Consider the following 26,991-nt stretch of genomic DNA (forward strand, 5'->3'; position numbering starts at 1 on the left):
CCGGCCCCGGCCCGCGCGGCGGCTCAGCGGCGACGCTTGCCGGTGAGCGCGCCGAGCAGCGTGCGGGTGAGCGTGCCGGCGACGGCAACGGCGATCGAGCGACCCACGGGGGACTTGAGGAACGACCCCAGCGCCCCCGGCTCCTCGCGCGCACCGGCGGCGCGCGTGGGGCGTGCCGCCTCCGCCGCGGCGGCCTCCTCGGCCTCGACCTTCTCGCTCGCGGCATGCCGTGCCTCGAGCACCTCGCGCGCCGATTCCCGGTCCACTGCCGTGGCGTACTTCTTCGCCTGCGGCGTGAGCAGCCGCGGCGCCACTTCCTCCGGCGTGAGGGGGCCCATGCGCGAGGCCGGTGGCACCATGTGGCAGGCGAACGGCAGCGTGGGCGTGCCGCTCACCGTGAGGGTCGAGACGATCGCCTGGCCCGTGGCCAGTGAGGTGAGCGTGGCCTCGATGTCGTAGAACTCCGTCTTCGGGATCGTGCGCGCGGTGGCACGGAGCTGCTTCTCGTCGTCGGGCGTGAACGCGCGGAGGGCGTGCTGCACCCGGCTGCCGAGCTGCCCCAGCACCGAGACCGGGATGTCGCGCGGGTGCTGGGTGATGAAGAACACGCCCACGCCCTTGGAGCGGATCAGGCGCGTGACCTTCTCGATCTCGTCGCGCATCGCCTCGCTGGCGTCGTCGAAGAGCAGGTGTGCCTCGTCGAGGAAGAAGACCAGCTTCGGCTTGGCCACCTCGCCCACCTCGGGCAGCGTCGCGTACAACTCGGCGAGCATCCAGAGCATGAACGTGGAGAAGAGCGCCGGCTTGTCCTGGACGTCACTCAGCGCGAGCACCGAGACCAGCCCGCGGCCATCGCGCTCGACGGAGAAGAGGTCATCGAGGTCGAAGGCCGGCTCACCGAAGAACCGGTCGGCACCCTGCTGCTCGAGCCCGATGATGTTGCGGAGCAGCACGCCGACGGTCGCCTTCGACATGTTGCCGTAGTCCTTCAGGTCGGCCGCGCCATCCTCGGTGAGGTACTGCAGCACCTCACGCAGGTCACTCAGGTCGAGCAGCAGCAGGCCCTTGTCGTCGCAATACTTGAACACGAGCGAGAGCACGCTGGACTGCGTCTCGTTGAGGCCCAGCACCTTCGACATCAGCAGCGGTCCGAAGCTCGAGACCGTGGCGCGGAGCTGGCCGCCGGTGGTGCCGGTGAGCGACAGCAGCTCGACGGGAAAGCCGGTCGCCGTCCACGCGTGGCCTGTCGCCGCGGCGCGCTCATCGATCTTCGGGTGCGGCGTGCCCGCGACCGCGATGCCGGCGACGTCGCCCTTCACGTCCGCCAGGAACACCGGTACCCCCAACGCCGAGAGCTGCTCGGCCATGAGCTGCAGCGTCTTGGTCTTGCCGGTGCCGGTCGCGCCGGCGATCAGGCCGTGCCGCGTCATCATGGAGAGCGGCAGGCGCACCAGCGGCTGCGGGTCGATGGCACCCTCGTGCACCACGGCGCCGAGCGTGATGCCCGGCACGTCGGTCGGGAAGGCGGACTTGGCGGCGGCGATCAGGGCGTCGTTCATGGCGTGGACGCGGGAGCGGTGGACGGGGATGGGGGCGTTCGGGGCGTGAATGATACCGGAAACCCCGGTGCCACGCGCTCCCGGCCACCACTGCCGATGGCCCGCGGGCGGGTCGCCGATACGACCGCAGCGCGACGAGACGGCGCCCGCGGCTGCGCGCACGGCACTTGCTTTTTTCGCCGTCGCCAGCGCGGCCGGACCACCGCCGCGATGTCCCCGCCTGCACGCCCTGCGCCCATCCCCGCCCTGCAATGCGCCTCTCAGCCACCATCACCCGCGGTGTTCGCGAACCCGCGGCCCGGAAGATCCTGACGGCAACTGTTGCCGTGACGGTACTTTCTGCCTGCTCCGGCGGCTCGAAGAAGTCGGTGACGCGCGTGGTGGAACCACCGGTCGAGGCGGTCGCCCTGACCGTGGCGGGAAGCGGCACCGGCAGCGGGCGGATCCAGTCGGTGCCCGGCGGCATCGACTGCCAGTTCAGCGGCGGCGCCGGCAGTGGCGCCTGCACCGCGCTCTATGCGCCGGGCACGGTGGTGACACTGCAGCCGGAGCCCGGCACGACCTCCGTCTTCCTCACCTTCGGCGGCGATTGCACGCTCACCAGCTGCCAGACCGTGATGAAGGCGGCACGCGTGGTGACGGCCACTTTCGTGCCGAACGTGCTGTCGGTGATGGCGCACGCGTCGTCCACGGGGAGCGGGCGCGTCACCAGCACGCCGGCGGGCATCGACTGCATGCTCACCGACAACACACCCGGCGCCGGATCGTGCAGCAGCAGCTTCCCGGTCGGCACGGCCGTGACGCTCACGCAAGAACCCAGCGCCGGCGCCACCTTCCAGGCCTGGAGCAGCGGGTGCAGCGGTGATCCCTGCACGGTGACGCTGTCCGGGCAGCGCACGGTGGACGTCATCTACCGCCGGCCCACCGCCCCGTCGCAGGCGCTCCTCACCCTCACGGCATCGCCCGCGTCACGCGGCAGCGGCACCATCGTGAGCAGCCCCACCGGCGTGAACTGCACCGTCACGGATGCCGCGATGAGCGGGGTGTGCAGTGTGGCCTTTCCCAGCGGCACGATCGTGACGCTGACGCAGGTGCCCGGGAGCCAGAGCGTCTTCCAGGGCTGGGGCGGTGACTGCACGGGCAATCCGTGCCAGGTCGCGATGACGCAGCCGCGCACGGGTGAGGTGACCTACCGCGTGCCGCCGCCGGGCATCGTGAGCGTGATCGGCATGGGCACGGGCAGCGGCATCGTCTCCAGTGCCCCGTCCGGGATCAGCTGCACGATCACGGCAGGAGTGCCGGCCGGGATCTGCAGCGCCAGCTTCCCCGCCGGCAGCGACGTCACGCTGACGGGCGCCGGCACCGGAGACGCGAGCTTCGACGGGTTCACCGGCGCCTGCACGGGGGCGAGCTGCCTGCTCCCGGTCGCGAGCGCCGTCACCAGTACCGTCCGTGCGGCCTTCTCGGCCGCCCCCCTGCGGCTGACCGTCGCGCCAGGGGGCGGATCGGCCGGCGGTGGTGTGATCACGAGCATACCGGCCGGCATCAGCTGCGTGCTGAGTGGCACCTCCTCCACCGGCGCCTGCACGGCGCTCTTCGCCCCCAACACGGTCGTCACGCTGCAGCAGGCGAGCAACGGCAACGCCGTGTTCACCTCGTGGGGCGGCGACTGCGTGGGCAATCCCTGCCAGCTGGTGATGTCGCAGGCGCGCACCGCTTACGCCGTGTTCCAGACGCAGGGAGTGACGATCACCGGCGGCGGGACCGGCACCGGCCTGGTGACCAGTGTGCCTGCCGGCATCGCGTGCACGATCACGGCGGGTGTGGTCGGCGGAACCTGTGCCACCACCTTCCCTGCGCACACCGTCGTCACGCTCACGGCCACGACCTCCGGTCTCTCGTCGTTCAGCGGCTACAGCGGCGCCTGCGTCGCCACCACCTGCACACTGACGATGGTGACGGGCACCACCGCGAGCGTCACGGCACAGTTCCAGGCGCCGCCGACACTCACACTCGCTCCTGCCACCGGCTCCGCCGGCGGCGGCGTGCTCACCAGCACGCCGTCGGGGCTCGCCTGCACGCTGAGCGGCCTCGCGAGCAGCGGCACCTGCAGCATGGCGTACGCGGTGAACAGCAGCGTCACCGTGACGCAGGTGCCGAGCGCCGGGAGCGTGTTCCTGAACTGGGCCGGTGCCTGCAGCGGCAGTGGCACCTGCGTGGTGTCACTCACCCATGCGCGCGCCGTGCAGGCACTCTACCGGGAGGCCGTCCCGGGCTCGGTGACGATCATGGCCGGCACCGGCACCGGGAACGGATCGGTGTCCAGCTCACCCGGCGGCATCGCCTGCGCGATCAACGGCGCGGTCAAGGGCGGCATCTGCCGGGCCATCTTCCCGGTGGGGTCCACCGTGACCCTCATCCCGGTGGCGAACGCCGGCTCGCGCTTCACGGGCTTCAGCGGCAGCTGCAGCGGCATGACCTGCGTGATGACGGTGCCGGAGAACGGTGACCTGACCGTGACGGCGAACTTCGCCCCCTGAGGCGCTCCGTCCCCGCCGCCCGCCACCGGCGGGACTGGCATCGGCACCTCGCTTAACTTCCACCCTCCGGTGAGCCGAGGGTCCGGTTCAACGCACGCTGCCCCCGCCCACCCGACATGCCCGCGCCGCATCCCCGTTCCGCGCCGGACCAGCCGGCCTCACCGCCGCGCGCCAGCATGCTCCGCGCGGTGGCAGGCACCGGACTGCGGCTGCTCGCGATGCTGGTCGTCTCGGTGCTGGTGCTGCCGTACGTGGTGGTGCCTGCGTACGACTACCACGCGCCGTCACCGTTCCAGGGCGCGACGCTCTTCAACCCGTACGCAGCCAGCAGTCCCCAGGCCAGGTGGCAGCGGGCGAACTTCCACGCCCACTCGCGCGCGTGGGGTGGCCTCACGTCGGGGCGGCAGGCACCGGACACCGTCCGTGCCGCCTACGTCGCGCGTGGCTACGACGTGATCGGGCTCTCGAACTACCACACCATCACGCGGGCTGTCGGCGACCCGGCATTCCTGCCGGTGTACGAGCACGGCTTCAGCATCCGCAAGACACACCAGCTCATCATCGGCGCCCGCGCGGTGGTCGGCCTCGACTTCCCGCTCTACCAGACCAGCGCCGCCAAGCAGTACCTGCTGACGCGGCTCCGTGACACGGCTGCCCTGACGGCCGTGGTGCATCCCTACCTGCGCATGGGCTACGACACCACGGAACTGGCGCGGCTGTCCGGCTTCGACCTGCTCGAGGTGCGCAGCCACTGGAACGATGCCTCCGCGTGGTGGGATGCCGTGCTGACCGCCGGCAACCCGGTGTGGGCGATCGGCGACGACGACGTGCACGACGTGACGCGCCCGCAGGAGACCGGCGTGGTGTGGACGATGGTGCACGCGCCGACGCGCAGTGCGCGCGACGTGATCGCGGCGCTGCGTGCCGGTCGCATGTACGTCGTGGCCGGTGGCGTGAACGGTCCGCCGGCGCCGGCCCTCGCCGGCGTGGAGGTGCAGGGTGACACCATCACCACGCGCTTCGAGACGCCCGTGGACCGGATCCGCGTGATCGCCGACGGCGGCGTGGTGCGCGCCGACAGCGATGGCACGGCGGCGATGCGCTACGTGATGCGCCCGGGCGACCACTACGCGCGTGTCGTCGCGACGCGCGGCGAGCAGGCCCTCTACCTGAACCCCGTGATCCGTGCTGCCGGGGCAGCCGCGCCGCAGCCGTGGACCGTCCCCCCCGTCCGCCCGCTGGCGGCGATCACCGCGCGGGCCGCCGCAGCACTCGCCTGGACCCTGGCGATGGTGCTCCTCGTCCCGGGGGTCGTGCGCCGACTGCGCGCCCGCCGGACCGAACGTCTGAACCCACGATCCATGCCCACCCTCCCGCGCACGGCCGCGAGCCTGCTCGCGCTCCTCACCCTCACCGGTGCGGCCAGCGCCGGCGCACAGTCGACCGCCGCGTCCGCGCTGCCGTTCCGCAACGGCGAGTACCACGAGTACGACCTGAAGTTCGGGGTCGTGCAGGTGGGCAGCGGCTCGCTCTCGGTGACCGGACCCGACACGCTGCGCGGGCGCGAGGTGATGAAGCTGCGCTACGAGATCCGCGGCGGCATCCCGCTCTTCCGGGTGCATGACGTGATGGAGAGCTGGTTCGATCCCGCCCAGATGCTCAGCCTGCGCTTCACGCAGGACCTGAACGAGGGGCCGAAGCACTACACGCGGTTCTTCGACTTCTATCCCGACGAGCAGGTCGTGCTCGAGCGCGGCAAGCCGCGGGCCGCGACCGTGTCGGCACCACTCGACGACGCGGCGTTCATCTTCTACGTGCGCACGCTGAAGCTCGAGGTGGGGCAGACGCTCACGTTCAACCGGTACTTCCGGCCGAGCGCCAACCCGGTCACGATCCAGGTGATGCGTCGCGAGTCGATCACCGTGCCGGCGGGGACGTTCAACACCATCGTGGTGCGGCCGATCATCCGCACGTCGGGGATCTTCTCCGAGGGCGGGCAGGCCGAGCTCTGGTTCAGCGACGATCCCGCACACACGCTGATCCAGATGAAGGCGAAACTGTCGTTCGGGTCGCTCAGCCTCTACCTGCGGCCGTCGCGCAACCGGCGCTGACCATTGGGCGTGGCGGTCAGCGCGCCGGCGGCACGGGCCAGGTGCGACGCAGGTTGCTGGTCTCGAACACCGCCATCGTGACGGCCGTGTCGCGACCGCGGAGTACCGGCAGCATGCGGACGAAGCGCAGCGTGTCGAACATCGACACCAGGGGGTAGGCGCGGTCCCACATCTCGACGGTGGAGAACCCCTTCGGCACTGCCATCAGCATCAGGCCGCGGCGGCCGGGCAGCGTGTCGAGGCCACCGGCGAAGCGGAAGTGCCGCGTGTCCTGGTTGAGCAGCACGATGGGGTGCGCCGGCCCGAGTGCGTAGCCCACCTTCGACCCGCGGATCCAGTCGGTCACGGCGACGTACGAGGCGCGCTGGAGCGTGCCGTCCCGCTCCAGCGAGTCCTTCAGCGCGCGATAGGTGAGGAGCTCGAACGCCGGGTCACGCCGGTGCAGCGACGGCACCAGGCTCGCGACCCAGCCCGTCGCGGCGTGCGAGACGACGATCGTGACCAGCGTGACGTAGACCGCCGCCGCGCGCATCATCCAGCGACGTGCCAGGGCGGGCGCGCGCTCCTCCCAGCGAGCGATGGCGGCGCCGAGCAGCGGCAGCAGCAGCAGGTAGCCGGGGGCGGGCCAGTGCGGCAGCCCGGGGTGGCCACCGAGCGCGGCGAGCGTGAAGACCAGCACAGGGGGGAATCCGAGGCACACGCAGAGCCAGGTGGTGCGGCTCGCGGGCCCGGCGCGCAGCGCCTTCGCCAGCACCGCGATGGTCGGCACCCAGAACCACGGCATCAGGTAGCCCGCCTGGCCGGCGAGGTTCTGCAGCAGCGACACGACGGGGGTGGTGCGGCCAGCGGCGCGGCCCGACTGGAACCGGAACGAGATCCAGTCGTGCTGCGCGTTCCAGGTGAACACCGGGATCACGCAGGCCAGCGCGATCCCGATCGCCACGTACGGCGCGGGGTGCCGCAGCCAGCGTCGTGCGCGCGCGTCGGTGGCGACGAAGGCCAGCAGGCCGGCGCCGAGAAGTGCGGCGTGGTACTTGGACAGCCCCGCGGCACCGAGGGCGATGCCGAGTGCCAGCCAGGCCGTCCACGGCCCGTGGCGGGCGGGTTCGCGCCCGTTGCCGGCGGACACCGGCACGGCGTGCGCGAAGGCGAGCGCCGCGGCCGCCGTGGCGCAGAGCAGCGGGCCGTCCGGCAGCACCCAGCCGCCGCTGCTGAAGCCGAAGACGGGCATGACCTGCGCGACGGCCAGGGTCCAGAGCCCGGCACGTTCGCCGAAGAGCCGCGCGCCGAGCCGGTAGAGCAGCCACGACGTGGCGACGAAGAGCAGCACGAACGGCAGGCGGAGCACGAACGGCGATTCGCCGCCGATCGCGGCGGCGGCGTGGGTGATCCAGAAGACCGCTGGCGGGTGGTCGAAGTAGCTGGCCGAGAGCGTGCGGGCGATGACGGCCTCGTACGACTCGTCCACGCCGAGGGGGAGGAGCGCGGCGGTGAGGAGGCGGAGGGCGGTGGCGGCGCCGAGGACGGTGAGGGCGCGGCGGTGTGTGATGTCGCGGGCGCGCGGGTCCGGGTGCGGCAGGGGCATCCTCGTCGGCGGTGCAGGGCGTGCCGGCGGTGGGTGACGGCGCGGTCTCGGAGGGAAGAGGGTAACCGTGGCCGCGCCACGGTCCAAGGGCGGCCGCGGCGGCCCGGATTCAGCGCGCCATGCGGTGCGCGCCAATCGGTGACAGTGCACGAATTGCCAGCGCCAATCGGTGACAGTGCACGAATTGCCAGATCCGGTGACGAAATCCGGTGACAGTGCACGAATTCTGGAAATCCGGTGGGTGGAAATCCGGTGACAGTGCACGAATTCTGGAAATCCGGTGACAGTGCACGAATACTCCTGTGGAAATCCGGTGACAGTGCACGAATTCGCGAAATCCGGTGACAGGGGAAATCCGGTGACAGTGCACTAATTCGCCGAAATTCGGTGACACGAAATCCGGTGACAGTGCACGAATTCTCCTGAAATGCGTGCACTGTCACCGGATTGGGCCTGTCACCGATTTGGCCTGGAATGCGTGCACTGTCACCGATTTCGCTGTCACCGATTTCGCGGCCCGGAATTGCCCCGGTGTGCCCGATCCGCGAGTTTCGTGCACTGTCACCGAATTGCACCCCGCCTCCCCAGGAGCCTGTCCCGATGCAGTCGCCCCGTGCCGTGAAGCTCCCGCTCGCCAGCGCCCTGATCTTCGCGCTGGCCGCCTGCGGCAAGCCACCCGCACCGCCGGCCGATTCCACGGCCATCGCCACGTCGCCGGCCAGCGTGGCCGGTGACTTCCGGGCGCCGCTCGGGGTCCAGTTGTGGAGCTTCCGCACACTCTCCAAGGACGTCCCGGCGATGCTGGCGACGGTCCGCGGCATGGGCTTCACCCACGTCGAGACAGCGGGCCTCTACGGCAAGTCGCGCACGGAATTCGTCGAGGCCGTGCGCACGGCCGGCCTCACGGCGACCTCCATGCACGTCGGGTACGACGACCTGAAGAACCATCCCGACAGCGTGATCGCCGACGCCAAGGCACTCGGCGCACAGTACGTCGGCATCGCCTGGTACCCGCACGACTCGACCGGCTTCACGCTCGCCAACGCGCGCCAGGCCGTGCAGGACTTCAACGCCTTCGGGAAGACCCTGAAGGCCGCCGGGCTCACGTTCTTCTACCACAACCACGGCTACGAGCCGGTGCCGCATGGGGACGGCACGTTGCTCGACCTCATCATCACGGAGACCGATCCGTCGCTGGTGAGCTTCGAGATGGACGTGCTCTGGACGTGGCTGCCCGGCCAGGACCCCGTGGGGCTGATCCGCAAGTACCCGGGGCGCTTCAAGCTGATGCACATCAAGGACATGAAGCCCGGCCTGCCCCGCGGCTCACTGGCCGGCGGGATCGCAGACTCGCTGAAGGCGCCGATCGGTGCCGGCCAGGTGGACTGGCCCGCACTGCTGCAGGCCGCGGAGCGCGACGGATTCACGCAATTCTACGTCGAGGACGAAACCACCGACCCGGTGCACAACGCCCCGCTGAGCATCACGTATCTCCGCGGCATGAAGTACCGGTAACACGCCGCACGCGGCGCCGGCGCGACACCAGGGCGTCCGGGGGGCTCCACGCGGTTGCACCCCCCTGACGCCCGACCGGACGCCGACTGCGCAGTGGTCCCGCCCGCGACGGTCGTCTCCGTCAGGGACGCCGTGTGGCGAATGCTGCAAAACGCGCGTCGAACACGGGCGTGGCCCTGTCCACCGCATCCCAGGTGTCGGCATCCAGCTGTGGCTCGTCGTGGCCGAATGGCCCCTTCCGCGCGCCGAACACCGCGATCAGGTCTGCGGTGATCCACACATCGCCTAGCCGGTGGAACCACTGGTACGCGAGGCTGCGCAGCGCGGCATCGTCGACCAGGTGCGAGTCCCAGAGGCCGCGCGGCATCGCCGCCGCCGCAAGCTCCGAGCCGGTCGCCCCGCGGTCCCGCACCCGCGCCAGCAACCCGGCCTGCGTCGCGAACCGCGACTCGTCGAGCAAGCCGCGGGTCGCCGCATAGCCGATGAACAGCGCCGCGCCGGGGGTCACGACGTCCTCCAGCGACAACGCCGTCTCGACCGCGACATGCGCACGCACGCGCGCATCGAAAGTGAGGTGGAGCGCGACCTGTGCGCTGCGGTCGAGGGCCATGTGCCAGAAGGGGATCGTCGCCACCACGTCGGTGGCGAACTCCTTCTCCATCCCGGATGGTGGCCCCAGCACCGCGCTCACGGCGTCGGCATCGGTGGCACCCCACGGCACGCCGAGCACATCCTCCGTGATCGCGGCACGGACCCAGACGCGCGCCAGGTACGGCACGAACGACCTCGCGGTCTTCTGCACCGGCGGGTACAGCTCGTTCTTCAGGTCGTGCGTGAAGAGCAGTTCGAGTCCCTGTTTCGTCGCCGAGACGTCGGCCCGCGTGGTGTACTCGCTCGTGGACGACGGCACCTTCTTCTTCAGCACCGTGGTGACGTACTCGACGAGTTCGGGGGCATCTGCACGGAGGCCCACCAGTGCCGCCACCGCTCCGAGGCGGGGACCGAGTCGTGCGAGCGTCGGCGTAGGCGCACGTGAGACTCCCGCGACGGGTGCCGGTGCTGCGTCCGGTGCCCCATCGAGCCAGGCTGCGAAGTCGAATTCCCGGGCTGGCGGCACCGTGATGGCGTGGTCCTTCAGCCACCGGGCCAGCGCCCGTCGCCCCCGCACGCCGTCGTCGTCGTCCAGCTCCCAGATCCCGGTCTCTCCCTGCGCCCACGTGTGCAGGAAGTCCTCGAGGCTGTTCGCCACCGTGCGGCGATCACCCTCGGAGCCGAGGAGGACCACCGCCTGCTCCAGCCACGCGAGCAGCGAACCGTCGGGCAGCTGGAGGAAGGCGAATCCGGCACGCTGGAGCCTTGCGGCGTTGGCCTCGTCCCAGGGCGCAGGAATCTCTTCGGCGATCATCGAGCTCACGCCCATGAGTGACCCCACCGACTGGGTTCGAACCCAGTCGCCGAGCATCGTCAGCAGTGGAGGGATCGTGTGGCCCGGCGGCGCCTCGGCGAGTGCGACGGTGTACGGCATGCGTGGGAATCCCTGGCTGGAGGGCCATTCGGTGACAGTGCACACATTGCTGGGAGCTGGTACAGTGTCACCGTTTCTCGCTCCGCGTCACCAGCCCGGGGCATCCCGGTGGGGCGTTCCGGTGGCAATGCAGCGAGAGCAGGAGAATTCGTGCACTGTCACCGAATTCCGTGTCACCGAATTCCGGAGAGCAGGAGAATTCGTGCACTGTCACCGAATTCCGGCAGTGGGGCATTCCCGTGGGAGTGCAGACGACTCAGGGAAATTCGTGCACTGTCACCGAATTGCAGGGACCCTCACCGTTGCGCGGCGCCGCAGCCACGGATACGCTCCGCGAATGACCGAGACCACTGGCGCGCCAACGCCACTGCCGCATGGCTGAGGCGCCCTACTACCTGCCGACCGGCGCCGAGGTCGGCGTGTTCGAGGCATGCCACCGGCGCGGGATGCCGGTGATGCTCAAGGGGCCGACGGGGTGCGGCAAGACCCGCTTCGTCGAATACATGGCGTGGAAGCTGGGGCGTCCCCTCGTGACGGTCGCCTGCCACGACGATCTCTCCGCCACCGACCTGACGGGCCGATACCTGATCCGCGGCGGCGAGACGGTGTGGGTCGATGGGCCGCTGGCCGTCGCCGCGCGCACCGGTGCCATCTGCTACCTCGACGAGATCGTGGAGGCACGGCAGGACACCATCGTCGTGATCCACCCCCTCAGCGACGACCGGCGCGTCCTGCCGGTCGAGAAGACCGGTGAGACGGTGCAGGCCGCGCCCGGCTTTCAGCTGGTGATCTCCTTCAACCCGGGCTACCAGCACGCGATCAAGACGCTCAAGCCGAGCACCCGCCAGCGGTTCGTGGCGCTGGAGTTCGACTACCCGGAGGCGGCGCGTGAGGTCGAGATCGTCATGCACGAGAGCGGCGTCCCGCGGAAGGTCGCCGCGAACCTGGTCCAGCTCGCACAGCGGGTGCGCCGCCTGCGCGACCAGGGCCTGGCCGAGGTGCCGGGCACGCGACTCCTCGTGGCGACGGCTCGGCTCGTCGCCGGAGGTGTGCCCCTGGCGGATGCGTGCCGCGCCGCGTTCGTCGCGCCGCTGACCGACGATGCCGACCTGCTGGCCGCCATCGACGACCTCGTGGCAGCGTCACTGTAGTGGCGCCACGCGGGCGCTCCGGCACCGCGGGCCGCTTCTGGTGGCGCGTCAAGGGTTTCGCTGCCCGACACCGCGAACGCCTCGCGCCGGCGACGACCGCGACGAGCGACACGACGGAGCTCGATGACCTTCGGCGGCGGCTGGAGCTCATGCTCTTCGCACTCCACGGGCGCGCCGTCAGCATCCACGATGCGCCGACGCCCGAGTCGTCCATGCTGGACCGCGTCAAGCGGAACCTCGTGCCGCGACACCTGCGCGACGATCCCATCGCGTGGACCGACGGCGACATGGTGCTGCTCCCGCCGCGGCTCCGCGATCCGCGCGGTGATCCCGCCGGCGGCGTCGCCCAATACCGGCTGCTGGCACTGGTGCAGGCGGAGCGGATCGTGCGCGGCACGGCGAGTGTGCTGCCCGCGCTCGCGGAACCGCTCGAGCGTGATCTCTTCCTGTTGCGCGAATCCATGGCGGTCGAGGCGCGACTCACGCGCGACATCGGCGGCCTGGCCGAGCCCCTCGCGCACGCGCGCCGCGCCGCGCTGAGTGCACGCCCGCCGCTCGGTGCCCTCACCGCGACCGAGCGCGGCGTCGAAGCGATGGTGCGCGAGGCGCTCGACCCGCAGGCGGCGGAGCACGATCCGGCGCTCGCCGACAGCACGCCGGCCGACTCGCTCGCCTGGGCGCGCGTCATGAGCACCTCGCTCAGCGGAGCCTACCTCGGCCTCGCGCCGGTGGCGCACTGGGGTGGGGTCAAGGGTTCGGTGCAGGCGCCTGCCTCGGACGACGACCCGCCGGGCCGCGACGAGAACGCACCACGCGGCGGCATGCTGCCGCTCGAGACGCGAACGGGAGACCCGCACCGCGACGGCCGTGAGAGCGACCGCGACGACCCGACGACCGAGGGCGACGCGAGCACCGACGAGCGCAGCGCGCTCGCGACGAAGCGCGCGTCCGACCCGGCCAGCGACGACGCGGAGGCGACCGAGTCGCGGGGCGCAGCTGATGCAGCGTTGCTGCAACCGAACGACGAGCGCCCGCCACCGCGCGAGCCCCACGGATCGCCGGGCGATGCGGAGCCGGGCGTCCAGTATCCCGAGTGGGACCTCAGCGAGGGACGGTATCGTCGGAACGCGGTCACGGTGCGCGAACGCGTCGCGGAGGAGGCGGACACCACCTGGGCCAGCGACACGCTGCGCCGGAACGCACCGATGGTCCGCCGCATCCGCGAACGCTTCGAGCCGCTGCGCGCGCAGCGGATCCGGCTCGGCCAGCAGCGCGATGGCGAGGAGCTCGACCTCCAGGCGTGCGTGCAAGCCATCGTCGACGCGCGGACCGGGCACACACCCAGTGACCGCATCTACACGTCCGTGCGGCCCGCGCGTCGCGCCATGACCATCTGCCTCCTCGTCGACGTCAGCGCCTCGACCAGGTTTCCCGTTCCCACCGGGCAGCGCATCATCGACGTCGAGCGCGAAGCGGTGCTGCTTGCCAGCGAGGCATTCGACGCCCTCGGCGACGACTACGCGCTGCTGACCTTCTCGAGCCGCGGGGCGCGAGACGTTCGCGTCCAGACGCTCAAGGACTTCCGCGAGCGCAACGGGTCCGCCGTGCACCGGCGCATCGGCGGGATCGAGCCGGGCGACAACACGCGCCTCGGTGCGGCGGTGCGGCATGCGGCCGCACGCCTCGTGCAGCAGCCCCTCGGACGGCGGTTGCTGCTCATCCTCTCCGACGGCCGCCCCAACGATTTCGACGGCTATCATGAGGCCGCCGGCGTCGAGGATTCACGTCAGGCGATCCACGAGGCGCGGGCGGCTGGCGTCTTTCCGTTCTGCATCACCATCGACCAGCAGGACGGTCCGGAGTATCTCCCCCGCATCTTCGGCCCCAGCGGGTACACCGTGCTGCGCGAGCCTGAGCAGCTGCCGCTGGCGTTGGTGCGTGTGGTGCGGCAGCTGCTGGTGCGGTAGCGGCGATCGCCACCGTGGCACCACCTGCCCGACACGTCGGCGCGGCGAGCTGGCCGCCGGCGGCGACGCACGCGGCACGCACGCGCCCTGAGAGCGTTCGCACGCGTTCGACGACGCGATGCCCCGGGGCCAGGATGGCCCCGGCGGTGATCACGAGGTCCGTGACCGGTTCGGTCCAAGGTCACGGAATGACAAAGCTGGCAGCGCCAGGTGCCCGGACGCCCTGCGTCCCCGCCAGTCGCCCCCGGTTGGCACGGAGGACCGCGGGAACCGCGTCGCGGTCTGGGACGGCCGTGGGGCAAGGGTGGCAGGCGGCGTCATCCCAGAATCTGGTGCCTCCGCTCCGCATGGGGCATGCAGGCCGGTGGGGAAAACGAAAGCCCGGCCGCCAGTTTCGGCAGCCGGGCCCTCATCCATTGCCCCTCCAGGGCTCGAACCTGGACTCTTCTGATCCAGAATGTGGCTGAGAGGGGCCGTAGAGATGACCGGCCGAGCCGCTCCCGACCGGGGTACGACCCGACCGCCGGGCCTGCCGCCGCACCCGGTCGACGGCTGCGGCAGTCCGCCTTCTCGGGCGCACCGCGCGCGGGCGTCATGCCGGCTCAGGGACCTCTGCCCTACGCGACCGATCAGCGCTGAGCATACGGGCACGCACCGCGTCAGGGCGAGGGCTGATCGCTCTTCGCTATCATCTCAGCATGCGGCGAAGCGACGAGAAATGCCAGCGCTCGGCGCGCGGAGGTCTCGCGTGTCCATGAGCGGCGTCGACCCGACGGCGCACCTGCTGGGCCAGCCCGATGGAATCGAGCACGCCATGCGCGATTTCCTTGCGGCGCCACCCGGGGTCGTCCAGCACGCCGCAGGCGAAGCGGCGGCGATTGACGTCGTCGCCTCGATTCTTGCCGCGCAACACCGTCGGTCCGGCTCAGCCGTCCGCGACGCCGCCGCCTGCGACATACTCCGTCAGGCCATCACGCGCACCCAGCTGGTCCGTCGGCCATCGCGCCAGGGCACCTTCAGTCGCTATCAGTGGCTCTGGTACCTGCGTCGGGCCCCGAACACCGCCTTCGTCGGCGGCGTCGCATCGACGCTCCCTTACGCGCGCGCGGTCACGGAAGCCCTCGCCGTCGCCACCACGCCTCCCGCGGTCCTGCATCGCGTCGCGGGGCCTGAGGGGCACTTTCCCCTCACCCGCGACGCCCTTGACGCGGTGGCGTGGCTCATCGGCTACAGCCGGGTCGTGGTCCAGTTGCACAGCACCTACCGACGCTGCGCGAAAGGCAGCACGCTCATCCTCGACGCCGAGCGTCTGCGTGCGGGCCAGAATCTCGACTCGTGTGACGATGCGACGCGCCAGGCGGTGCGCACGTACGATCTGCGTCTCGACCACCACGGCCCGGAGACCGTCTTCGCCGCGGACGTGGTGGCCTTCGGCGCGCGCGGGTTCGGCGTCCCTGACGGCGACCTGCTCGGTTTTGCCCATACGGATACGATGCAGTGCAGTCAGGTCCTCCCCGGTCCCCGTGGTCCCTGGGTGTGTCGCTATCTGCCCCAGCGGCTGACCACGACGGCGCTAGAAGCGCTACTCGACGATGCACGCCTGAGGGCACCCGGCCTCTGGAAGGTCGACGCGGTAGATCCCATCGCCATGCTCGCGCTGGGTGCCGTCGTCACGCGCGGCGCCACCGAAAACCTCGTGACGGTGATGGCGGCGGGCTATGCGCTGATCCATGTCGATGTGCTTCGTGAGGAGTGGGCCGCACCGTACGCGACCGAGATCGCGGCGCTCCGGCATCGATTCCCGGCGTGGGCCGATCTCTTCGAGTCGGACCTCCTCGCGTTCCTGCGCCGCTGTATGGCGAGCCCCGCGCGAATCTGGCCCCTCGGGGGCATTCCACTCGCGTTTCAGGCCACGCCGGACCACATCGGCATCGATCTCGCTGCGGCGACACGCCAGTTCCTGAGCACCGTACGCTTTCCGGCGAAGGAGGGCGATGTGCCCAACGCGCGGAGCCACACGCTCGAGACGCAGGTGCAGGCGCGAATCGATGCCAGCGCATGGCGCCCGCCGCCGGCCCTCCGCGCCCTTCGAGGTCGGAAGCTGAAGCTGGGCGGCCGCGTGATCGGCGAGATCGATGCCCTCGGGGTCCGCGATGGCATCGCGCTCTTGGTATCGTGCAAGAGCATCGCCTACACGGACGCGCACGAACGTGGCGATTATGGGTCGGTCACGAGTGCCACGAAGAAGATCCTGACGGCGCAGAGCGAGAGCGAGGCCCTGCTCGGCCAGCTGCGCGCGACGCCGGCGGGCGGCAACTACGACTTCTCCGGCGTGTCCGCGCTGCACGGCGTGGTCGTGACCCCGCACGTGTTCTACGTCCCGAGCCCGCACGTCGACGCGATGACCCTGCCGGGTCTCCGCGCGTATGCGACCGTGGCCGAGCTGCAGCAGTGGCTCGACAGGCGCGCGATGGAGGCACCGTAGGCGGGCGGACGGGTCGTCTGCGCAAGGCGTCGGTGGCTCTTCCGATGGCGGGTTGGCGCCTCACGGCGAGTCCAGCACGCGCATCCCATCCTCCCTCTGCTGGAACGGTTGTGCATCTAAAGAGGCGCGCTCGCCCCTGAACATGCTCCTGCGCGGCATCGGCCCCACCGCGGGCCACGGCGGGATGCCAGCCGTGCGCGTGGATCATGGATGCGCTGCGTTCCGATCCCGGCGGACTGCGACGCCCCCACCGGCGTCCACGCCGGCCTCCGGCCCCGGCCCCGGCCCCCCCCAGCGACATGGCCAGATGCTACGGCAGCGGCGACCCAGCCGCGGCTACCCTGCGGCCCTACACTGGCCTGGAGTGGCCCCCACGACCGCAGTTGGTCGCCGGGATCCGACCACGCGGAAGCTTCCGGCCGGAAGCTTCCGCCTCATGCATCACAATGGAGTTCCAGCATGCCGAATGTCCCGAGTGTGAGCGCGCGCGACATGATCGCCGCCGTCGATCAGCTGTGCGCGGAGAACGACGGCGCGTTCCCCGCTCCGCGCGCCGTGCGCGACCGTGCGCGGGGAGGGAGCCAGGAACGCGCCGAAGCGGCGATCCTCGCCGTGGAGATCCGGCAAGGCAGGACGCCACACCTGCGCGGCACCCTGCCCTCCGATTTCGAGGCTGAGTTGCCGCCCGCAGCTACCATCGCGAGCTTGGCGCCTGCGGTGCTGTCCGACCTCCCGTGCATCGCGCAAACCACGGCGGAGCAGTGCTTCGCGGCCATCGGCGTCGCGTTCAAGGCGCAGGTCGATGGGATCCGCACGCTGTACGATGCGGCGGTCGCGACGTTCGTCGAGCAGACCACGGCCCTGCACGCGCGGCTCACGGTCGCCGCGCGCCATGCGGATGATCAGGAGCGACTCGCCCGCGAAGAGACGAATCGTCATGCCGCTGAGCGCGGCGAACTGCGCGAACAGCTGAGCGCTGCCCAGAGCGACGTTCGCACGGCGGAGCGCGAGCTCATTCTGCGCGCGCAGATGCATGACTCCGCGCTGACGGACGTTCGCGCTGCGGCGCGCGTGAATGACGAGCGGCAGGCGAAGCTGATCGAGCAGCTGACGAAGGACCTCGCCGCGGAACGCGACGCGTGCCGAACGGCCGAGCGGGCCGTCGCGAGTCTCACGGCGCTGAACGACGGTCTGCGCGCGGAGAACGCTCGCGTCACCGCGGAGCTGGCCGTTCACGTTGAGCGTGCGGCAACCGCGTCACCGCAGAAGCGTACCCGCGCCACGGCAGCCGCGCGGTAGCGCGGTAGCGCGCTCGCACGCAGCGCCAGCGTGACGCGAATCGGGAGCGGCGCAGCAGAAGAAGTCTGCTGCGCCGCGCGTTTTCAGCTATTTGCGCGCCACGGCACCACCCACGCCTGACCCGCTAACTCCCGCCGGATCCGCGCCAGGTGCGGCGCCTCGAGCGCAGCCCGCGCCGCCAGCAGCGGATGCCGCGTCCCACTTGCCGACAGGCTCGCATTCACCACCCACCCGAACGGCTCGATCCCCGCGCGCCGCAGATCCTCCTGCAACCGCGACGCCTCGTGCACCGGCGTCGCCTCGGCCAGCGTGACGAGCAGCATCTTCGTGTAGACCGGATCACGCAGCCGCGGCAGCAGCGCGCGCACCGCCTCAGGTACCTGCATCGCCGCCGTACGCGCGATCTCGCGATGGTACGCCTCCGCCGCGTCGAGCAGCAGCAACGTGTGTCCGGTGGGCGCCGTGTCGAGCACCACGAACGCACCCTCCGCTTCCGCCACCGTGCGCGCGAACGCGCGGAACACCGCGATCTCCTCCGTGCACGGTGACCGCAGGTCTTCCTCCAGCAACGCCTGCTCCCCCGCATCCAGTCCGCCGACCACGCGCGCCGCCTCGTTCGCCGTCGCAATCACCTCGGCCGCGTACGACGCCGTCTCGGCCACCGGGTCAATGCGACTCACCGTCAGCCCCGCAACCGCCGCGTCCCCAACGGCGGCCGCGATGTGCGCCGCGGGATCGGTGGTGGAGAGGTGCACACGATGCCCCGCACGTGCCAGCGCGAGGGCCAGCGTCGCGGCGAGCGTCGTCTTGCCGACCCCACCCTTCCCCATCGTCATCACCACACCGTGTCCGTCGGCGGCGATGCGTGCGATGAGTGCCTCCAGCGAGCCGAATCCAGCAAACGCGTCGCCGTCGATGGCGCGCAGCGAGATCGGTGTGTCGACGGTCTGGCGCAGTGATGCACTCTCGGCATCGACCGTACTCTCGGCCGCCCGCGCAAACGCACGCAGCGCATTCACGCCGGTCAGGTTGCTCGCGATGAGCGGGATGTCCGCACTCGGCAAGCCACGCAGCGCCGCCGGCATCGCGGCCACGGCTCTCCGCTGCCGCGCGATGAACGTCGACGCGACGGCATCACCATCGGCATCGCCCGTGAGCACGCCGTTGATGACGAGGCGCTGATTGCTGATACCGAGCGCGGCGAGTTCACCACCCGCACGCGCCGCTTCCCGCAATGCACTCACGTCGGGACGCGTCAGGAGCACGACGGTCGTCGACGTCGGATCGCCAAGCGCCACCACCGTCGCCGCATACTGCGCCTTGTGCTCCTCGAGGCCGGCCAGCGGACCAAGGCAGCTCGCACCACTGCTCGACGTTGCCAGGAATCCGCTCCACGCCGACGGAAGACTGAGCAGGCGCAACGTGTGGCCCGTCGGTGCCGTGTCGAAGATCACGCGCTCGAAGTCGCGCGTCAGTGCCGGATCGGCGAGCAACGCAGTGAATTCGTTGAACGCCGCGATCTCGACCGTGCATGCGCCGGAGAGTTGTTCCTCCATGCTGCGCACGGCGGCGTCAGGCAGCACGCCGCGGTACGGACCCACCATCTTCTCGCGGTAGGTCGCAGCCGCCGCTTCGGGATCGAGGTTCATGATCCAGAGCGTTGGCACACAGGGCACCGGCGTCGGCGTGGTACCCGCTTTCATGGCGAAGACGTCGTCGAGATTGGACGCCGGGTCGGTGCTGACAATGAGCGTCCGGCGTCCGGCTTCGGCCAAGCGCAGCGCCGTCGCGCTGGCCACGGTCGTCTTGCCCACACCGCCCTTGCCGGTGAAGAACAGGTGGCGCGTCGTGTGCCCGACCCACGGCGCGGTGGGTGCTGCCGGTGCAGGCACGCCCACTCTGCCTGCGCGCGTCGTGCTGATGGTAGTCATGACGATTCCATTCAGCAGCAGCCTGAGCCGGGCGCGCAGCACGACCCGCCCGCGTCCGCGACCGGCGCCGGCGTCAACTTGGCCACGAGCTCATCGCGCGTCGGATAGCGGCCGTACGTCAGCACCGCGTCATCGACGAGCACCGCCGGCAGAGCGCCATCGCCGAATGCCTGCATCAGGCCCTGTACTCGCGCGCTGGCGACGAAGGCCTGCGGCTCCTGGCTCAGCCCCTTCCGGACCACCGTGACGCCTTGAGCGCTCAACCAGCGCAGGTCACGGGCGATGCGCAGGAGTTCCGGGTCGACGCCGGGGCCGCACAACCCGGTCTCGCAGCACATCGCCGGGTCGAAGACGGCCACGGTGCCGGTCATCGGGAATTCCGCCGTCGGCGCTGAGATAGCGACGGTGTCCGACGTGTCGTCCTGCAGAGGAAGCGAGCGAGCCATCGGGTACCTCATGGGGAGAAAGGCGATCACCGGCCGGAGGACCACAGGTGGCCATCGCCGGAATTGACATCTCATATTCGCTCAAGCAAGTTGCATGCGCTTGCACGAATATGAAAGTCCTCGATTCCCTGACGGTGCCGCTCACATGACCGCCTGCGCAATTCCAGAGACCGCCGGCGCGCCCGACACCGGCGCGGACCTCGACGACCTCGACGCGCTCTTCAAGGGCTTCGCCGACCCGACCCGCATTCGCGTCATGAACCTGCTGGTCGCCGGCGAACTGTGCGTGTGCGACATCGTCGAGATACTCGCGCTGCCGCAGCCGGCGGTGTCTCGGCATCTGGCGTACCTGCGCCGCGCGGGCCTCGTCGAGGCCACGCGCGAGTGGAAGTTCGCGCATTATCGCCTCGCAGAGCCGCGGCATGCGGTGCATCGCAACATGCTGAACTGCGTGCGCACCTGCTTCACCGGCGTCACCGCGCTCGATGCCGAGCGCGCGCGAGCCCAGGCACGAGTCGCCGAGCGCACCGCAACGCCCTGCTGAATCGCTCGTATCGCGCAACCGCGGAGCGACACCTCGCATCAGATCCCACGCAGACAATGAGCAGCACCACCACCGCCCGCGCGCCGCTGTCACCGCGGAACGCGCCGTCCAATCTCGACGCACGCATCCTGCGCCGCCTCTCGACGCTCGACCGCTTCCTGCCGCTCTGGATCTTCGCCGCGATGGCGCTCGGCCTGCTCCTCGGCCGCATCAACCCCACGCTTGGCGCGACACTCGACCGCGTGCAGCTCAACGGCGTCTCCGTGCCGATTGCCATCGGCCTGCTCTGGATGATGTATCCCGTGTTGGCGAAGGTGAAGTACGAAACCATCGGCGCGCATGTGCGCGACACGAAGCTGCTCGGCACCTCACTGCTGCTGAATTGGGTCATCGGCCCCGTGCTGATGCTCGGCCTCGCATGGCTGTTCCTGCCTGACCTGCCCGCGTATCGCAATGGCCTGGTGCTGATCGGCCTCGCGCGCTGTATCGCGATGGTGCTGATCTGGAATTCGCTCGCCTGCGGGTCAGGTGAATTGGCTGCGGTGCTGGTGGCGCTGAACTCCGTGTTTCAGATCCTCACGTACTCGGTGCTGGGCTATCTCTTCCTGACGGTCATCCCGGGCTGGTTTGGTGCCAATACGGCGGCGCTCAACATCTCGATGGGACAGATCGCGACCAGCGTCGGCATTTTTCTCGGTGTGCCGCTGGTCGCCGGCTATCTCACGCGGAAGGTGCTGCTGAAGGCGAAAGGAGCCGCGTGGTACGACGGCGTGTTCATGCCGAAGTTCGGACCCACCGCGCTGCTTGGGCTGCTCTACACCATCGTGCTGATGTTTGCGATGCAGGGCAACCGCATCGTGACGCAGCCGATGGACGTGGTGCGCATCGCGATCCCGATGCTGGTGTACTTCGGCGTGATGTTCGGTGTGGCGTTCTGGCTGTCGCTGCGACTCGGCTTCAACTACGAGACCACCGCCTCGCTATCGTTCACCGCCGCGGGCAACAACTTCGAGCTGGCCATCGCGGTCGCCGTCGCGACGTTCGGCATCACGTCAGGCGAGGCGCTCGCGGCCGTGATCGGCCCGCTGATCGAGGTGCCGGCACTGGTTGGCCTCGTGTACGCCTCGCTGTGGGCGCGCCGTCGCTACTTCCCTGCAACACCGGCGGTATGATGAGCGACGCGCTGCGCATCCTCGTGCTCTGCACCCGCAACTCGGCACGCAGCCAGATGGCCGAGGCGCTATTCGCGACGGCTGGAGCCGGGCGTATCACCGCTGCGAGCGCGGGATCGGATCCGGGCCCCGGCGTGCATCCGCTCGCGGTCGAGGCGCTGGCGGAACTGGGAGCCGTGGGACGCCGTGATCACGGTCTGCGACGCCGCACGCGACGCGTGTCCGTACCTGCCGACGGCTGCACTGACGGCGCACTGGGGCCTCGAGGATCCCGCAGGCGTCAGCGGTGATCATGCGGCGCAGCTGCAGGCGTTCCGTGCCGCACGCGACGTGCTGCGAGATGCCATCCGCGACTTCCTCACAGCGCTCGACGCGGATAGGCCCGACGCATTGCGCCAGGCCCTCGATGCCGGACGCGCACGCATCGCACGACACTCCACGACCATCACCACCGACTCGCACTGACCCGTCATGCGCTACGCCCTCATCTCCGACATCCACGCGAACCTGCACGCCCTGGACGCCGTGCTGGCCGACATCGACCGTCGCGGTGACACCGACGCCACGTTCCATCTCGGGGATCTGGTCGGCTACTCGTCGAACCCGAACGAGGTCGTCCAGCGCCTCGTCGCGCGCGGCATCAGCGGCATCGCTGGCAACTACGACTCGACCGTGGCAACGGACTACAAGCACTGCGGCTGCAAGAGCGAGACGCCGCGACAGGAGGAGCTGGCGCACATCAGCTACGAGTACACGCGCGGCGCGGTGACCGCCGAGACGAAGCGCGTGCTGGGTTCCCTGCCCTTCTCGATGGACATCCGGCCGAACGGTGGCCATGCCTCCGGGCCACGGCTGGTGCTCGTGCATGGCACGCCGACGCTGAACACGCTGTACTGGACCGAGGATCGTCCGGATGACTTCTGCCTGAAGATGGCTGCGAGCGTGAACCTGAAGCCAGGCGACGTGATCGCGTTCGGGCACACGCACAAGCCGTGGCATCGCGAGGTGGAGGGGATCCACTTCATCAACACGGGCAGCGTGGGGCGGCCGAAGGATGGGGACTGGCGCGCGGGGTATGTGCGGCTGGAACTCGGGACCGGTGCGGCGACGGTGGAGTTCGTGCGCGTGGAGTACGACGTTGAGGCGGCGGCGCGCGGGGTGATCGCCGCGGGATTGCCGGAGGAGTTCGCGGACTTCCTGCGCAGCGGGGGCAAGCCGGCCGTCCAGGTCTGACGGTAGCGGGCGATTGAGGGACGACGCCACGGGATCGCGTGCTTCTGCGGGATCCCGTGGCGGTCGAGTTCGACGCAAGCCAATGCGACCCGACGGTGACACAAGCGGAGGTTCTCTGGGTGCGCGCTGGTTGTGCACGACGCGCGGCGCGTCACAGACATTCGACGGACGATCAAGGCGTTGCCCGCCGTTGTCTTACTCCGTGATCGTCCGTCTGCCCGAATGACGGTGAGAGTGATGCAGTCGCGAAGTACAACCACAATCAGCGACTCGATACCGCGTCCAGTCGAAAAGCAGTCGCTGATCCGTCACCGCGGGTAGCTCGGCACGCTAGCGAGAGCACAGCCGGCGTGTTGCGGAAGGCGGCGGCGCATGCACGACGAGAGAATACCGCCGTTCACGCTGTGTTGTTGACGCGTGCGCGAGCGACTCGCGCCCCGCTCAGCGTAATCCGTTGCCATGACCTGACTTGACCTGAACTCGCGTCAGTGCCCACGCCGCGTTGTTGTCGATCAACCTGCGAATCTCCCCAATGAGGATGCCATTGAAACCCAACAATGATGCCCTCCAAGTTCGTGACCTGAATTGACCTGACCGTCCGTCCCCACAGACGTCGACACGTCCCGCCCCCCCACAACACGCGCGCACCCTGCCGGTGGTCATACGCTGGCGGCATCCCTCCCTTGGAGCGCGCACCATGTCTACGTCACATCCGGCACGCCGACGCACCGTCGACCCCCTCAGCATCACTGAGCCTGTCGGCTTTCTCCACCTCGAGGCGCGGATCACGCCGCACCTCGCCACCGGACTTCGTTCCCGCGCCTTCGGGGACGGCGCACACGTCGGCACTTGGGCACCCGCCACGTTGCGTTCGGCATGGAGCACGATGAGGACCGCGCTGATCGCGGCGATGGAGGCGACGCTGCCTGCGGACGAGCGCTCGCCGGCGCGTGCGCTGCACGCCCTGCGCACCGGCGAGCAGGGCGCTGATGTCCGCTGCCTCCTGCCTGACTTGCCTAGCGTGGCCGCCAGTCTGCGGAAGCCAGGAGCATCGGCTGCGAATGCTGCGAATCAGGTGAGAATGCTGCGCCGCGCGCTGATTGCCGGATGCACAGACCGGTCGCCACTTCGAGTGAAGCTCGCCGTCCTCCCTGACGACTGGGCCCGCTACATCGCGTCCATCGATGCGCACCATCCGCGGATCCGCGAAAGCATCCGCAGCGGCGTGTTCAAGCTCGCGACCGCCGCCACCACCGCCGGAGTCCGTTCCCCTGTGGACATGCCAGCGGACGCCCGCAAGATGGCGTCGTGGCTTCGGGATCGGTTTCCGGCCGACGGTGACTACTTCGCAGTACGCTCTGCCCTGACGCGCCTCGCGAAGCTGAAGGTGGCGGACGTCGCCATGATCACCGTGCCCGCCCGCCGCTCCGCCGCGATGCGATTGGACGCCGATGGCGCAACGCACGCGGCCATTGCCGACAGCGTGACACCGGCACTCGCGAAATTCGCGCGCGTTTGGGACAAGGTCGCGGGACGGGGACAGACCGGGTGCGCCCCCGACACGCTCGGGAAGCTCCGCCTTGGCTTGCAGCGCTTCATCACGTACGCGGCGCATGCCGAGCGTGCCGGCGTGCTGCCGCGGGGCCTTGCACAGCAGCCGACGATTCTGGACTGGTGGAACACCGAAGTCGCGGTCGCGCTCGCGACCGCAGATCACGCACGCATCGACCTCGGACCGCAGGAAGGTGATGACGACATCATGGACACGAGCAACACCTCCACCACCGACGTAGGTCCGGTGAGCACGAATGCGATAGCGGCGGTGCTCGCGTGGGCTGCACGCAATGGTTTGATGCCGAAGGCCGCCGTGCTCGCGAGCGGCGACCTCCCCCGGTCGGTGCTCGCGGAGCTCGAGTCGATCTGGCGGATGACGGTGCACTGGATGAAGGATGCAGAACGCCGCGGCCGGGTACACGCGTCGACACTGTCGGCCTATCACACCGCGCGCGCGTCGTATGGCCGCGCGCGTGCAGAGCTGCGCGCCGGAGCGGAGGACGGCGACGACGTTCTGACCATCAAGGACAAGGAAGAGGCAGCACAGATGCACTCGCTGCCCTTGCTCCTGGCCGTCGTGTTGCCCTACTGGACGCTGGTGCATCTCCCACGCTTGCAGGCGCAGGTGGACGCCGTCACACGCAAGCTCTCGGCGCTGCGCGACGCATCACCGGTTGCCACGCACTGGAGCGATGGCAGCCATCGCGACGAGATCGTCGCGCGTCGGGCGCTCACCAGCGCCATCCGCGCCGGGTTCGTCTTCGTCGCGTTCATCGGCGACCCGCTTCGCATCAAGAATCATTGGGCCGCTCGGTTTGGCACTGACGACGCCGAGGTGATGATCGAGGCGGAATTCACCACGGAGGGCCGTATTCGTCGCATCGTTCGGATGCATTCGCGCTTCGGCGGCGAGAAGTTCGCCAGCGCGCGTAATTCACAGGCGATGCTCAAGACGCGGGACTACGGCACGCGGTCGTGGGACTGGCCACAGGTGGTCGTCGACCACGTCTGGCTCAGGCGATACGTCAACGATGTCTGGTTCCCGTTGCTGCAGCGGGCTGGCGTGCTGCCGGACGGTGCCACGGTGCAGTCCGCGCTCAGCGAGAACCGGTACGCGCTCATTCCGACCGATGGCGGGACGCAGCGCCACGCCGATGGCGCGACGGCGCGGCGCGAGCGCGGCGCCGTCGCGCGGTACGCAACTTCGCAGAGCGTCCGTGCATTGTTCCGCGAAGCGTTGCTCACTGGCCTCCGAGCCTTCGGCGACTCGGCACTGCCGCTGACGGGTGAGAGCGTCCCTGCGGATGATGAGGCCGCAGCGCGCCGGTGGCCATGGATCCTCGCACCGCACATCGTGCGGCTGTGGTGGGTGACATACTGTCTCGGTGTGCTGAGCAAGAACGGATTCTCGCTGCGACGGACCGACCCTGAGACGGGGGAGAGTCATCTCGTGAACCCCATCGACATCGCGCAGCGCGCAACGACGGACACGCCGAAAACCATGGAGAAGGACTACGAGGCCTGCTCCGACGTCATGCACCAGCGGACGATGCGCACAGTGCGAGATTGGATGCATCCGCGCGCATACACCGAGGTGACGGACTACCTCGTGATGCCGGATCGACGCCCAAACTTCGCGACGATGTGGCGTGCGTGGTCGCGCCAACGGACCGACGACGGGATGGGCATGTTGCCGCCTGAGATGATCCGTGCCTTCACCGAGCGCGAGCGCGGCACCGACCTTCGGGTGCCGCAGATGCGCCGGCGTGCCGTCGGTCAGCGGCCGCCGGCACGGCGGCGCAAGTCGGGAAAGGCCTCGGACGTCGAAGCGTAAAGCACTGAATCCGTGCGGCAGTGACCGCGGACGGCAGGACACAGACACGATGAGGGGAGGCGCCGAGCGTACGTTCGCTCATCGTGGTAGGTCAGCCGACGCTGCCTTCGTCCGGTGGAAAGAGGAACGCGAGCAGCTCATCGTGATGCTGCTCGAGCAGATCACGACGGATCAGCCACGCGCTCTTGCCGTGCTTCGGAGGGACCGGGAGTCGTTCTGCACCCTGAAGCGTGTCTGCCCGCACGATACCCAGTCGCTGCTTCATCGGCGTGGGCAGGATGTGCCGTTGGAGCCAACGACGCTTGCATTCGGGCATGCCAAGCTGCTCGGCGAGCATTGCAAAGGTGAGCCAGTGGCGGAGGCTGGGGCGTCCGCGCCGCGGTGACGTCATGGTGATCGGCAGGTCATGCACCAAGGGTCGGCGCGCCGGCCCGCCGGCCGCCAGCCCTCATCCGGGCCATACGCATGGACGTGACTACGCAAGCCGAGTTGGCGACCTCGCGGTTGGACCTCCTGTGGTGCACAGCGCCCGCAAGTGCC

At 69.7% G+C, this 26,991-nt stretch carries 19 protein-coding genes; 13 read left to right on the top strand and 6 right to left on the bottom strand.

The window, feature by feature from the left end:
• Positions 1-23: 23 nt before the first annotated feature.
• Entirely contained in the window at positions 24-1,559 is a 1,536-nt protein-coding gene (locus IT355_15725; protein MCC7054721.1) for a DUF853 family protein, read from the bottom strand.
• Between the two features lie 251 nt (positions 1,560-1,810).
• On the opposite strand from IT355_15725, the gene IT355_15730 reads away from it, so the two are divergent.
• Positions 1,811-4,099, top strand: coding sequence for a hypothetical protein (locus IT355_15730; protein MCC7054722.1), 2,289 nt, complete (start codon positions 1,811-1,813; stop codon positions 4,097-4,099).
• 116 nt (positions 4,100-4,215) lie between these two features.
• Positions 4,216-6,210: a DUF3108 domain-containing protein gene (locus IT355_15735; GenBank protein MCC7054723.1), complete on the top strand. Its 1,995-nt coding sequence runs from the start codon at positions 4,216-4,218 to the stop codon at positions 6,208-6,210.
• A 16-nt stretch (positions 6,211-6,226) separates the two neighbouring features.
• Here the strand turns inward: IT355_15735 and IT355_15740 are convergent, their stop codons facing one another.
• Positions 6,227-7,795 carry a glycosyltransferase family 39 protein gene (locus tag IT355_15740; GenBank protein ID MCC7054724.1) on the bottom strand — a complete coding sequence of 523 codons (1,569 nt, stop codon included), beginning with the start codon at positions 7,793-7,795 and terminating at the stop codon, positions 6,227-6,229.
• A gap of 600 nt (positions 7,796-8,395) precedes the next feature.
• On the opposite strand from IT355_15740, the gene IT355_15745 reads away from it, so the two are divergent.
• Entirely contained in the window at positions 8,396-9,310 is a 915-nt protein-coding gene (locus tag IT355_15745; GenBank protein MCC7054725.1) for a sugar phosphate isomerase/epimerase, read from the top strand.
• Positions 9,311-9,431: 121 nt separating this feature from the next.
• Here IT355_15745 and IT355_15750 read toward each other — a convergent pair whose 3' ends face one another.
• Positions 9,432-10,835 (bottom strand): hypothetical protein, encoded by a 1,404-nt coding sequence (locus tag IT355_15750; GenBank protein ID MCC7054726.1) that lies wholly within the window; start codon positions 10,833-10,835, stop codon positions 9,432-9,434.
• Positions 10,836-11,209: 374 nt separating this feature from the next.
• Between IT355_15750 and IT355_15755 the strand changes: the two genes are divergently transcribed.
• The 4 genes from IT355_15755 to IT355_15770 all read left to right on the top strand — a co-directional run bounded on the left by IT355_15755 (position 11,210) and on the right by IT355_15770 (position 17,737).
• Entirely contained in the window at positions 11,210-11,986 is a 777-nt protein-coding gene (locus tag IT355_15755) for a CbbQ/NirQ/NorQ/GpvN family protein (GenBank protein MCC7054727.1), read from the top strand.
• Complete coding sequence (locus IT355_15760) at positions 11,986-13,953, top strand: VWA domain-containing protein (GenBank protein MCC7054728.1); 1,968 nt, start codon at positions 11,986-11,988, stop codon at positions 13,951-13,953. The genes IT355_15755 and IT355_15760 overlap by 1 nt, the downstream gene beginning before the upstream one ends.
• A gap of 754 nt (positions 13,954-14,707) precedes the next feature.
• A complete protein-coding gene (locus tag IT355_15765; protein ID MCC7054729.1) occupies positions 14,708-16,438 on the top strand; it encodes a hypothetical protein in 1,731 nt (576 codons plus the stop codon).
• Positions 16,439-16,897: 459 nt separating this feature from the next.
• Positions 16,898-17,737 (top strand): hypothetical protein, encoded by an 840-nt coding sequence (locus tag IT355_15770; GenBank protein ID MCC7054730.1) that lies wholly within the window; start codon positions 16,898-16,900, stop codon positions 17,735-17,737.
• 83 nt (positions 17,738-17,820) lie between these two features.
• Here the strand turns inward: IT355_15770 and arsA are convergent, their stop codons facing one another.
• Together arsA and arsD are read right to left on the bottom strand one after the other, a co-directional pair.
• Positions 17,821-19,668, bottom strand: a complete 1,848-nt coding sequence (gene arsA, locus IT355_15775) for an arsenical pump-driving ATPase (GenBank protein ID MCC7054731.1) — start codon at positions 19,666-19,668, stop codon at positions 17,821-17,823.
• 11 nt (positions 19,669-19,679) lie between these two features.
• Entirely contained in the window at positions 19,680-20,114 is a 435-nt protein-coding gene (arsD, locus tag IT355_15780; protein ID MCC7054732.1) for an arsenite efflux transporter metallochaperone ArsD, read from the bottom strand.
• Between the two features lie 145 nt (positions 20,115-20,259).
• Here arsD and IT355_15785 point away from each other — a divergent pair, with 145 nt between their 5' ends.
• From IT355_15785 to IT355_15810, 6 genes are all read left to right on the top strand, one after another.
• Complete coding sequence (locus IT355_15785) at positions 20,260-20,658, top strand: winged helix-turn-helix transcriptional regulator (protein MCC7054733.1); 399 nt, start codon at positions 20,260-20,262, stop codon at positions 20,656-20,658.
• A 128-nt stretch (positions 20,659-20,786) separates the two neighbouring features.
• Positions 20,787-21,830, top strand: coding sequence for an ACR3 family arsenite efflux transporter (arsB, locus tag IT355_15790; GenBank protein ID MCC7054734.1), 1,044 nt, complete (start codon positions 20,787-20,789; stop codon positions 21,828-21,830).
• On the top strand, positions 21,827-22,120 hold the full coding sequence (locus IT355_15795; protein MCC7054735.1) for a hypothetical protein: 294 nt from the start codon (positions 21,827-21,829) through the stop codon (positions 22,118-22,120). The genes arsB and IT355_15795 overlap by 4 nt, the downstream gene beginning before the upstream one ends.
• On the top strand, positions 22,017-22,295 hold the full coding sequence (locus IT355_15800; protein ID MCC7054736.1) for a hypothetical protein: 279 nt from the start codon (positions 22,017-22,019) through the stop codon (positions 22,293-22,295). Before IT355_15795 ends, IT355_15800 begins: the two co-directional genes overlap by 104 nt.
• A 6-nt stretch (positions 22,296-22,301) precedes the next feature.
• Entirely contained in the window at positions 22,302-23,063 is a 762-nt protein-coding gene (locus tag IT355_15805; GenBank protein ID MCC7054737.1) for a metallophosphoesterase family protein, read from the top strand.
• A 910-nt stretch (positions 23,064-23,973) separates the two neighbouring features.
• The gene (locus IT355_15810) at positions 23,974-26,451 is read left to right on the top strand and encodes a hypothetical protein (protein MCC7054738.1); all 2,478 of its coding nucleotides are present in this window, start codon (positions 23,974-23,976) and stop codon (positions 26,449-26,451) included.
• A gap of 91 nt (positions 26,452-26,542) precedes the next feature.
• Here the strand turns inward: IT355_15810 and IT355_15815 are convergent, their stop codons facing one another.
• Entirely contained in the window at positions 26,543-26,788 is a 246-nt protein-coding gene (locus IT355_15815) for a hypothetical protein (protein MCC7054739.1), read from the bottom strand.
• Positions 26,789-26,991: the final 203 nt, after the last annotated feature.

The sequence above is a fragment of the Gemmatimonadaceae bacterium genome, assembly GCA_020851035.1.
In the GTDB taxonomy this organism is placed as follows: domain Bacteria; phylum Gemmatimonadota; class Gemmatimonadetes; order Gemmatimonadales; family Gemmatimonadaceae; genus JACMLX01.